Raw genomic sequence first — 9898 nt, forward strand, 5'->3', positions numbered from 1 at the left:
CATCGAGCACCATATCTGTATTCATCCGTGTAGATACTTTCCATCCAACAATTGCTCGTGAGAACACATCAATAATAAAGGCGGTATAGACCCAGCCTGAATGAGTTTGAATATACGTAAAGTCACTCACCCACAGTTGGTCAGGATGATCAGCATTAAAATTACGTTTCACTAAATCATCTGCTCTTTTTTGATCATCTCGGCTACGGGTGGTTTGTTTATTCTTACCACGCCAAACACCTTGTATACCTAGCTTCTGCATCAATCGAGCAACTGTACAACGTGCGATAACATAACCTTCACGTTTCAATTGTTGCCAGACCTTACGCACACCATATCGACCTGAACTTTCTTTCCAAATTCGTTGAATTTGTTCAGCATGATGCTCATCATGTAGATCTCGTTTCGCTCGATGTTCTGGATTGTCAGCGAGATCTAAAGTTCGGTAATAGGTTGAAGCTGCGATCGGTAAAATCCTACAAATCGCATCAACACCATATAAGTCTTTATTGTTATGGATGAAATCCACCATTATTTGTGTGGGCGGTCGAGCTCCGCCTGGGCGAAAAAAGCGGCTGCTTTACGTAGAATTTGATTGGCACGCTTTAATTCTTTAATTTCACGTTCCATTTGCTTCATTTTTTCTTGATCAGATATCTGTTGTACTTTAATAGGATTTTGCTGATCTAAATGCTTTTGATGCCAGGCACGAAGTGTTTCAGGAGTACAACCAATCTTAGGCGCAATTGCTGTGATTGCAGCCCAAGTAGAAGGATAATCTTTTTCAGATTCAATCAATAATTGAACCGCTCTTTCTCTGATTTCAGGGGTATATTTTAATTTTGTCATCGGGATAGTCTCTCAGAATATTGACTCTCCGACAAACCCGGTACGGTTCAAGTTGCAAAAAACATTACCAATTTCAGATAAAGATTTTAGATAGCCGCTTAGCTTACTGAATAACTAAAAATCCTCAGCATCTTTAATTTATTAAGATGAGTATTTCTCATCTTAAGCTGAATTTATATCGTTTTACTCACTTTCTTATTCACGTTTAAATATAGCCATTCAGAAATTTAACTTTTTATAAAATTTTTAGGTGGCAATCTCCATGAGTACAGCATTTGAGTGTTCAATTAAACGTATCCGTTTTGATGAGAATTATACACCAGCAGAAAACACACGTTTAACCACAAACTTTGCCAATTTGGCACGTGGGGAAAGCCGTGAAGAAAACTTGCGTCGTACCCTTGCGATGATCAACAACCGTTTTAATAGCTTGGCAACCGTTGATAACCCGAAAGGTGATCGCTATTCACTTGAGATTGACATTATTTCTGCGGAAATTGATATTGAAGGTAATGGTCAAACTTTCCCATTTATTGAAACACTTAAAAGTGTTGTGATTGACCATCAAACAGGTGAGCGTATTGAAGGCATGATCGGCAATAGCTTCTCATCTTATGTGCGTGATTACGACTTCAGCGTGGTATTGCCACAATTGGGTTGTGGTGTAGGTGAAAAACCTGAAGATTTTGGCAATCTACATGGCAAGCTTTATCAACATTTAGTCAATTCAGATGTATTTAAAGCAGAATTTAAAAAACAACCTGTCATTTGCTTAAGCGTTTCAACCTCTAAAACGTATTTCCGTACAGCCAACGTACATCCTATTTTGGGTGTGGAATACAAAAATGATGAATATTCACGTACCGATGAATATTTTGCCAAAATGGGTTTACGTGTACGCTACTTTAAACCAGAAGGTGGTAATGCACCATTAGCATTCTATTTCGCTGGCGATTTAGTCCGTGATTATACTGATTTTGAATTGATCAGTGCTATTGCGACCATGGAAAGTTTCCAACGGATCTATCGTCCTGAAATTTACAACACCAACTCTCCTGCAGGTGTGGTGTATCAACCAAGTCTAAGCTATGGCGATTATTCACTTACACGTGTGGTCTATGACCGTGTGGAACGTGGTGAGCTTGCAGTTAAACAAGGTAAATGGACGGAAGAAAACTTCATTAAGCCTTATCAAGACATTTTAAATGAATGGGCTGCAAATTTCGAAGTCGAAACAGCTGCTTAATCCATTAAATTGATAAACAGATTTACGAATTTAGACAAAGAAGATTAGACATGGCGCTTACACAACCGAAACTTTTACTCCCAACTTCAACTGCGGGTAGCTTGCCAAAACCGTCTTGGTTAGCTGAACCTGAAAAATTATGGTCTGCATGGAAGCTTGAAGGCGAAGAATTATTAGAAGCTAAACGTGATGCTTTGAAATTATCATTACATGAGCAAGTCACTGCAGGTATCGATATCGTGAGTGATGGTGAGCAAACCCGTCAGCACTTTGTAACCACGTTTATTGAACATCTTGAAGGTGTAGATTTCGAAAAGCGTGAAACCATGCGTATTCGTAATCGTTATGATGCAAGTGTACCTTCAGTTGTGGGTGAAGTTTCTCGTAAAAAAGCAGTGTTTGTAGACGATGCGAAATTTTTACGCAGCCAAACCAGTCAGCCAATTAAATGGGCGTTGCCTGGTCCAATGACCATGATTGATACACTTTTTGACGGACACTACAAGAGCCGTGAAAAACTGGCTTGGGAATTTGCCAAAATTTTGAACCAAGAAGCTTTAGAACTTGAAGCAGCAGGCGTAGACATTATCCAATTTGATGAACCTGCGTTTAACGTATTCTTTGATGAAGTGAATGACTGGGGTGTACCAACCTTAGAACGTGCACTTGAAGGTCTAAAATGTGAAACTGCAGTTCATATTTGCTATGGTTACGGCATTAAAGCCAATACAGATTGGAAACAAACTTTAGGTAATGAATGGCGTCAATACGAAGAGTCATTCCCGAAACTACAACAATCTAAGCTCGATATTATTTCACTTGAATGCCAAAACTCACGTGTACCAATGGATTTGATTGAATTGATCCGTGGTAAGAAAGTGATGGTGGGTGCCATTGATGTAGCAACTAGCAAAGTTGAAACTGCAGAAGAAGTGGCGAATACCTTACGTAAAGCACTTCAATTTGTTGATGCAGATAAACTCTATCCTTCAACCAACTGTGGTATGACACCACTTTCTCGCCAAGTTGCACGTGGCAAGCTTGAGGCTTTAAGCGCAGGTGCTGCCATTGTTCGTAAAGAGCTAGAAGCTTAATCAAACGTAGTCTCGTGCGAAGCAGGGGCAAATTATTGCAAGATGATTTGTTCTACTTAAAGCACGAGCACGTGATATGTACATTTGAGATGAAAGAGATGATTGAAGCAACAGACTTTAGAAATGCAATGTCTTTACTCACCACAGCAGTGAATGTTATTACGACTGCGAGTAAAGCAGGTATGCATGGATTTACTGCATCTGCCGTATGTAGCGTGACGGATACACCGCCAACGTTATTGGTCTGTATGAATCAATCCTCCCGTTCACATGCCCATTTTGTTGAAAATAAAGTCTTGGCTGTAAACGTACTAAGTACTCAGCATGAACAGCTTTCAAATGCTTTTGCTTCAAGTAAATTCAGTTCTGAAGAGCGTTTCAACTTAGGTGAGTGGAGTGCGTTGGAAACTGGTTCACCTATTTTGCAAGATGCCTTGGTCAGTTTTGACTGTGAAATTCAGGACATTCAGCAAGTGGGTACACACAGTATTTTCATGTGTCGTGTGCTTCAAGTTCAACAAAGCGATCAAGAAGAAAGCCTGGTGTATTTTAACCGTGCTTATCATCAAGTGGGTCAGTTGGAACACGCTTAATTCAACGCCTTAATCCTTTCATTTTTTAAAGTTAGTCTATTGTGGAACTTATAACCTTTTTAGTCATCGGTGCTTTTGCTGGTTTTGCAGCAGGGCTGTTTGGTGTCGGCGGTGGTACGATTATTGTGCCACTGCTTTTTATTGTCTTTACTCAAGTGGGTTATGACCCCGATGTGGTTATGCACCTCGCATTAGGCACATCTTTAGCAACCATTGTTGTTACTTCGATTAGCTCATTGATGGCGCATCATAAAAATGGGGCTGTGATTTGGTCGGTATTTAAAAATCTAGCACCACCCATGGCGATTGGTTGCTTTTTTGGGGCGGGTATTGCAGGTTTGATATCAGGATTACATCTACAAATCATTGTTGGCTTATTTCTGATTTGGGTTGCCTATACCATGTTTACAGGTGCCAAAAAAGTAATTGATCCAACGAAAAATTTACCTTCATCAGGTCAACAAATTGCTGCTGGTAGTGTGATTGGAGTTGCATCAGCAATCTTTGGGATTGGTGGCGGTAGCCTGACGGTTCCGTACCTGAATCGCTATGGTGTGGTCATGCAGAAGGCGGTTGGAACATCTGCGGCATGTGGACTCCCCATTGCTGTTGCTGGTGCATTAGGTTTTATTATTTTTGGTATAAATGCTGAGATTAATGTACCTAATACCATTGGTTATGTGCATATTTATGCATTTATTGGCATTAGCATCATGAGTTTCATTACGGCTAAGTTTGGTGCGAAGGCGGCACATGCTTTATCACCAGCAATGTTAAAGAAATGCTTTGCAGTTTTATTGGTCATTGTAGCAAGCTTCTTCCTTGTGAAGGGATTAATTTAATATTGGACTTCGCATAAGAGATTTTATGCTAAATGTAATTTTAAAGACTTATTTCATGACTATATTTATTTACTAAATTTAACCAGGCTTTTGTTGCATGAGAGATCTCTAATCCTTTATGCCAAGCCATATGTAATTGCCAGGTCATATCATCACTATTGAAGTATATTTTTTTTAAGTTACTAAATTTTCTACAGTAAATTTCTGGAAGAATAGCTATGCCCATATTTGCCTCTACCATTTTTACTATGAAATCCCATTGGCTACTTTTACAGACAATATTAGGTTCAAATCCTGCTTTTTGAGCTTCACTTAATATGATGGGGGTTAAACTGAAATCATCTGTATAAAATAGACCTCTTGCGAAAGTCGTTATTACAAGTTCATTCGGTTTACCAGTGCAGCGATTAAGTTAGCCACTGATGTATCTGGCTGCTGGCATTGCTGAATAAGTTGATGTTTAAATTCAGCCGTGAAGGTTCGACGGGGCTTTTTTAGCATTGGTGTGCTGTCTATAACTGTCTTTAAATCCATAAATAGGTGTCCACTTAAAGTTTAGTGGACACTATCGTGGTATTCATGAGTGAGGAAAAGTGGGGCTCAGCGGATGCTTACTTTCATCTTGAGAGAGTTGGGTGTATTTCTTCATTGCGTGCTTTCCAATTGCGAGTTGAAAAAGTCTAATGATTCTACGAATACACCTAACTTTTTCACCTAACTACAAATGTGTCGCACTTGTGATTTGAATCCGCTATTTTCAAAATCTGTCTTTCAGCTCGTTATGCAACAAAGCCGAACCGAATTAAAAATAGGAATGTGCTTCAGCTGATGCTTGCTCATTTCTTTATTTTTAGTAATTGAGGTGAACATACTGTCAGTACATGGTAGTTATAAGTAACGTGTAACTTTGTTTGCACAAAGATTTGAGTTCTGCCAAGTGATGGATTGATTTGTACTTAAAACTTTAAGCTTATCCACTTGCTTTGCAAGCCACTACACTTTATTTACAATCCTATGTTGTGGAAGTAAGGGATCTTGTACTCGCCCAGTATGTTCAACTTGATTATATCTAAAGGACTATTAGGCTTCAATCAAATCAATTTTCCAATTATTCGACTGAATTAACACATTTAAATCACGTAATTTAAGACTAATATCATCAGCTTGTTTTTGTAATGATGAAACTGGAATAACTTTATGCCACTTTATTTCCCGCGTACTATAACGATCAGATTCACGAGATGTATTACTTATTGCTGCAGTTAGGGTTTTGTGCTGTTCTACAAATTCATCACGCAAAGACAATAAAGCAAGTAGAGAACGACCATCATTTAATTTTGTTAAAGCATTAGTTTCATGAATTGCATAACTTAATTTTTGAAATTCTTGAATTAAAGAAAATACTTGTTTTAATAGTTCATTAGGATCTTCAGATGGTTTATCACCATCTTGTACCAATACATTTGCATTGATACGTTGTTTTAGTGAAATAATTTTTTTTTGTTGATCACTTCGAAGTAAGAGAGCTTCTGCTAATTTCATTTTTCACCTATTAACCAATTAGAATTAAGTTTTAAGCAGCTAAGTAATTTCACAAATACTATATCCTCATTCTTTAAAGATCAAAACAATTGATTTTTTATAATTTTCAGAGGTAGAAGTCTTATATTTTGTCATTAGTCGAAGCTCAGAATTAAGCTAAAGGCCTTTTTCAGATGCAGAATCCTTTATCTGATCCTAGACAGTATTGTGGACAGTCGATCCCTCTAAATTCTTACAATATTTTTGTTCAAAGGCTTCAGGACTTAACCAGCCATTTGCAGAATGTCTTCTGATTCGATTGTAATAAATCTCGATATAGTCAAACAAGACAGCATTCGCTTCTTTTCGAGTGGCAAACACACGCCATGGATTACATGACCTTTCAATGTATGAAAGAAGCTTTCAGTCACTGCATTGTCCCAACATGAGCAGTGTACTGCGCAAGACTGCGTGACATACTTTGAATACAGTTATTCGTCAATAATAGTGCTCTAAAAGCACGACTACAGTACTGACTGCCTTGGTCAGAATGAACCATAACTCCTGTTGAATAAGCTTTTCATGCGCCAAGGTTGGTCCGAAACCATGCAGTTGATCAGAAACAATATTGAGGCACTTGAGTCTGAGTTCTTAAGAAAGCCTGGAATTGCTGGTTTGGCCACGACCCGTATGGGCTAATGCAGCTGGACCTTGAACTTTGTATTTCTGCAGTAAGCGTCTGACCTGACATTCTGAAATATGAAGTAGAAGTAGCTGAGCAGCCTGGGATTGAGTTATGCGTTGATCGCAGATTTCCTGCAAGACCGACAATCGTTTAAGTTCTTTATCCGACATAGTGATCAGCATCTATATTTTATATCCAGTCCATGGTGATAAAAACCATCATAAACTAGACATTTTTATTGGTGAGAATATAGACACTTTAAATGGGTTCTAACATTTCAATTTCGTATAATATCCATTATGTTAAATGAAGAATAATTTCGTCGAATATTCAGGCTCTCAATTCCGCAAAGCTTGCAGAATCTTGTCTAATTTGTAATCCTTGCAGCCAAGGGTGTCTAGCTGAGCTAAGGCAGGTATTTGTTGTAGTCGGGCCGCTATAATATTGATAAAGAGCGCCTGTATGTTTAATTTCAAGATTTTTAATAAAGTCTCTACGGAAGTGTTGACGATAAAAAATGACCTTCAGCTTAATTCTGAAATTCAACTTATAACAAAATATAAGACCTCTACTTCTGAAGATTATAAAAAAGCAATTATTTTGATCTTTAAAGAACGTGGCTATACCAGGTTAGAAATAGGTCAGCTGTTTAGTAGTTAACTCTAAGACTTTAATTGATGCCTCGCCCAGTCTGCAAGGAGCTGTATTGCTTGTCTAATTTCATCTGATAGCGAATGTCCAGCATTGATCCTTATACAATTGTTATAGCGATTGCCTGCACCAAAAACCAATCCTGGCACAATATTAATCTCTTGCTGCTGAGCGAAGCAGTACATTTCCAAACTATCTATTTGTTTTGGAAACTGGAGCCATAAAATATATCCTCCTTGAGGATTGGTTAACCCAAAAGAGATATCTTTAAAAGCTTCTGCTATGAAGTATCGATATTCTTCTACCTGCGCCCATAGCTTCGGGCGTAAATTATTTAAATGTTGTCTATATGCACGACTATAAATTAAGTCTGCCAATCCAAGTTGTAATGGGGTATTTACATTGATGTTCTGTGTTATCAATTTAGCATGTAGATTTACGAGTCTTGAGGGAGTACAGAACCAACCGATTCGATATGCGGGTGAAACTGTTTTAGAGATAGATCCACAATATATGATGTATCCATCTTCATCCCAGTATTTGATAGGCAACGGTCGTAGATTATCAAAACAGCATTCAGCATAAATATCATCTTCGATAACATAGCATTGATATTTAGCAGCCAATTGTGCAATTTTTTCTTTATCTTTGTTTGTTAAGCAAAACCCTAAAGGATTTTGATAGTTAGCTGTCAATAGGCAGACTTTTGCTCCCGAATGTTGCATTGCTTGTTCTAATCGCTCTAAGTCAAATCCCTCCGTATGTGCAGGAACTTCAACAATTTTCCGCTTAAGTAAGGCCAATAATTGCAACTGACCGTTATAACATGGAGTCGGGACAATAATACTGTCGCCTACTTGAGTTAGCTGTTGAACTATTACTGATAGTGCAGGCATACATCCATTACTAATGTAAATACTCTCTGGAAGGATATAGAAACCATCTTCTGCCCAATGAGTGGATAGAGCTTCGCGTAAGAGAATGTGGCCTTGTCGATCACTATAGAGAAAATCTTCAGCTTTACTATTTTTAATTGCCCGTAGCATTGACTGCTTTAAAAAAGTAACTGGAATTAAGTCAGGAGAAAGTTGAATTGAGCCTAATTGAGCTAGTTTTTTCTTAGTTGCCGCTTCTTGGATCTGAATTTGTAGATCTAAATGAGAAACCTCCTGTATACCTGGAACAAAATCAGAATGGTAAGGTAAAGTTAAATTAGAGAGTGTTTCTAATCCATTAATATTCTGAACAAAGTATCCCGATTTGTTTACCACATAGATAAAACCTTTGGCCTCTAATAGGTCATAACAAGATTTTGCCGTATTAATACTGACCTTATGTTGTTTAGAAAATTGACGCAAAGACAGCATTTTTTGTCCAGATTTTAACTCTTGACCTTTGATTCTATTAATTAATTGATTTGCTAAGATCTGATATTGAAACATTGTCAATCTGTACCTATTTTTTTAATTTATCTGCATCTGTATCTATTAAAGTAACAGATATATTCTGTTTTCAGGTACAAACGGATACTCATTATGAAAATTATTTTGATGCTCTTAACATTAGGAGGATTAACTGCTTGTGAACTAAAACAAGTTTCTCAACAAGTTCAACAGCAACAAGATGTCTGTGAGGGAGTTATCACATTATTTCTTAAAGTACAAAGTTTAGAAAATTATCAGCTTTTAAGTATAAAAGCTTTATCTGATCTCCCTAAAAAATATAGTTATCAGTATCGCTTTGAAGGCGATCTTCATTTTATAAATACGCCTAAAAGACCAAATTTAAACTTTCAATGTAGTGAGAATTTTGATCAAAAAATTGAAGTAAAATTAGTAGATGGTGAAAAAAAAATATTGATTGGAGAAATGAATATTTTAAAGGCTCAGATAGTGAAAAAAATTATAGCCTATCGAAATTTATGAAAATTTAGTATTGCTAAAATTAACATAATACACCTTATGCGAAGTCAAATGTTAGAACCCATTTAAAGTGTCTATATTCTCACCAATAAAAATGTCTGGTTTATGATGGTTTTTATCACCATGGACTGGATATAAAATATAGATGCTGATCACTATGTCTGACAAAGAAATTCAACGTCTTGCAGTTCTGCAAGACGTTCGAGATCATCGTATTACCCAAGTCCGTGCTGCTGAAATCCTGAATCTTTCCACCCGTCAAATTACCCGGTTATTGCAGAAGCTCAATCAAGATGGTGTTTCAGGCATGACGCATGCCAGTCGTGGTCAACCGGGCCATCATCGCCATGACGATTTATTAAAATCGCAATGTCTTTCCATTATTTCTGAACATCTGCTGGGCTTTGGACCTACCTTGGCGCATGAGAAGCTCAGCAGCATGTTTGACCTGAATATCCCGGTAGAAACGGTTCGGCGCTGGATGACTGCAAATGA

At 37.6% G+C, this 9898-nt stretch carries 10 protein-coding genes, 3 pseudogenes and 1 other annotated feature; of the genes and pseudogenes, 7 read left to right on the forward strand and 6 right to left on the reverse strand.

Annotated features, from left to right (window positions below; genetic code table 11):
• A pseudogene (locus tag FTU90_RS15245) lies at positions 1-849 on the reverse strand (IS3 family transposase); the annotation flags it as partial.
• Positions 458-574: a sequence feature (AL1L pseudoknot), on the reverse strand. Its footprint overlaps the pseudogene before it by 117 nt.
• 262 nt (positions 850-1111) lie before the next feature.
• Between FTU90_RS15245 and FTU90_RS15250 the strand changes: the two are divergent.
• The 4 genes from FTU90_RS15250 to FTU90_RS15265 all read left to right on the forward strand — a co-directional run bounded on the left by FTU90_RS15250 (position 1112) and on the right by FTU90_RS15265 (position 4624).
• On the forward strand, positions 1112-2095 hold the full coding sequence (locus tag FTU90_RS15250; RefSeq protein WP_159138861.1) for a putative oxygenase MesX: 984 nt from the start codon (positions 1112-1114) through the stop codon (positions 2093-2095).
• Between the two features lie 50 nt (positions 2096-2145).
• Positions 2146-3189: a methionine synthase gene (locus tag FTU90_RS15255; RefSeq protein ID WP_004733166.1), complete on the forward strand. Its 1044-nt coding sequence runs from the start codon at positions 2146-2148 to the stop codon at positions 3187-3189.
• 98 nt (positions 3190-3287) lie between these two features.
• Positions 3288-3782: a flavin reductase gene (locus FTU90_RS15260; RefSeq protein ID WP_005093807.1), complete on the forward strand. Its 495-nt coding sequence runs from the start codon at positions 3288-3290 to the stop codon at positions 3780-3782.
• A 41-nt stretch (positions 3783-3823) separates the two neighbouring features.
• Complete coding sequence (locus FTU90_RS15265; protein ID WP_159138862.1) at positions 3824-4624, forward strand: sulfite exporter TauE/SafE family protein; 801 nt, start codon at positions 3824-3826, stop codon at positions 4622-4624.
• Between the two features lie 40 nt (positions 4625-4664).
• Here the strand turns inward: FTU90_RS15265 and FTU90_RS15270 are convergent, their stop codons facing one another.
• The 4 genes and pseudogenes from FTU90_RS15270 to FTU90_RS15285 form a co-directional block, all read right to left on the reverse strand.
• On the reverse strand, positions 4665-5000 hold the full coding sequence (locus FTU90_RS15270) for a LysR substrate-binding domain-containing protein (RefSeq protein ID WP_282549714.1): 336 nt from the start codon (positions 4998-5000) through the stop codon (positions 4665-4667).
• Positions 5001-5704: 704 nt separating this feature from the next.
• Complete coding sequence (locus FTU90_RS15275; RefSeq protein WP_004733111.1) at positions 5705-6166, reverse strand: DIP1984 family protein; 462 nt, start codon at positions 6164-6166, stop codon at positions 5705-5707.
• A 195-nt stretch (positions 6167-6361) separates the two neighbouring features.
• Positions 6362-6725 (reverse strand): annotated as a pseudogene (locus FTU90_RS15280) (IS3 family transposase); the annotation flags it as partial.
• Positions 6719-7000 (reverse strand): annotated as a pseudogene (locus tag FTU90_RS15285) (helix-turn-helix domain-containing protein); the annotation flags it as partial. The pseudogenes FTU90_RS15280 and FTU90_RS15285, both read right to left, overlap by 7 nt.
• Before the next feature lie 292 nt (positions 7001-7292).
• Here FTU90_RS15285 and FTU90_RS15290 point away from each other — a divergent pair.
• On the forward strand, positions 7293-7490 hold the full coding sequence (locus FTU90_RS15290; RefSeq protein WP_148334249.1) for a hypothetical protein: 198 nt from the start codon (positions 7293-7295) through the stop codon (positions 7488-7490).
• A 2-nt stretch (positions 7491-7492) separates the two neighbouring features.
• Here FTU90_RS15290 and FTU90_RS15295 read toward each other — a convergent pair whose 3' ends face one another.
• Complete coding sequence (locus tag FTU90_RS15295) at positions 7493-8923, reverse strand: PLP-dependent aminotransferase family protein (protein WP_100535483.1); 1431 nt, start codon at positions 8921-8923, stop codon at positions 7493-7495.
• A gap of 93 nt (positions 8924-9016) precedes the next feature.
• Between FTU90_RS15295 and FTU90_RS15300 the strand changes: the two genes are divergently transcribed.
• Both FTU90_RS15300 and FTU90_RS15305 read left to right on the forward strand, forming a co-directional pair.
• A complete protein-coding gene (locus FTU90_RS15300) occupies positions 9017-9406 on the forward strand; it encodes a hypothetical protein (protein ID WP_100535482.1) in 390 nt (129 codons plus the stop codon).
• 142 nt (positions 9407-9548) lie between these two features.
• Positions 9549-9898, forward strand: a 350-nt coding sequence (locus FTU90_RS15305; protein ID WP_180073061.1) for a helix-turn-helix domain-containing protein, incomplete at its 3' end; no start/stop codon positions are given.

The organism is Acinetobacter sp. YH12200, from assembly GCF_013418175.1.
GTDB classification, from domain to species: domain Bacteria; phylum Pseudomonadota; class Gammaproteobacteria; order Pseudomonadales; family Moraxellaceae; genus Acinetobacter; species Acinetobacter pseudolwoffii.

Bases quoted from the DNA above. Each gene is read 5' to 3' on its own strand.
- FTU90_RS15290 (WP_148334249.1), top strand. From the start codon at position 7,293: ATGTTTAATTTCAAGATTTTTAATAAAGTCTCTACGGAAGTGTTGACG.
- FTU90_RS15275 (WP_004733111.1), bottom strand. From the start codon at position 6,166: ATGAAATTAGCAGAAGCTCTCTTACTTCGAAGTGATCAACAAAAAAAA.
- FTU90_RS15295 (WP_100535483.1), bottom strand. From the start codon at position 8,923: ATGTTTCAATATCAGATCTTAGCAAATCAATTAATTAATAGAATCAAA.
- FTU90_RS15250 (WP_159138861.1), top strand. From the start codon at position 1,112: ATGAGTACAGCATTTGAGTGTTCAATTAAACGTATCCGTTTTGATGAG.
- FTU90_RS15260 (WP_005093807.1), top strand. From the start codon at position 3,288: ATGATTGAAGCAACAGACTTTAGAAATGCAATGTCTTTACTCACCACA.
- FTU90_RS15255 (WP_004733166.1), top strand. From the start codon at position 2,146: ATGGCGCTTACACAACCGAAACTTTTACTCCCAACTTCAACTGCGGGT.
- FTU90_RS15300 (WP_100535482.1), top strand. From the start codon at position 9,017: ATGAAAATTATTTTGATGCTCTTAACATTAGGAGGATTAACTGCTTGT.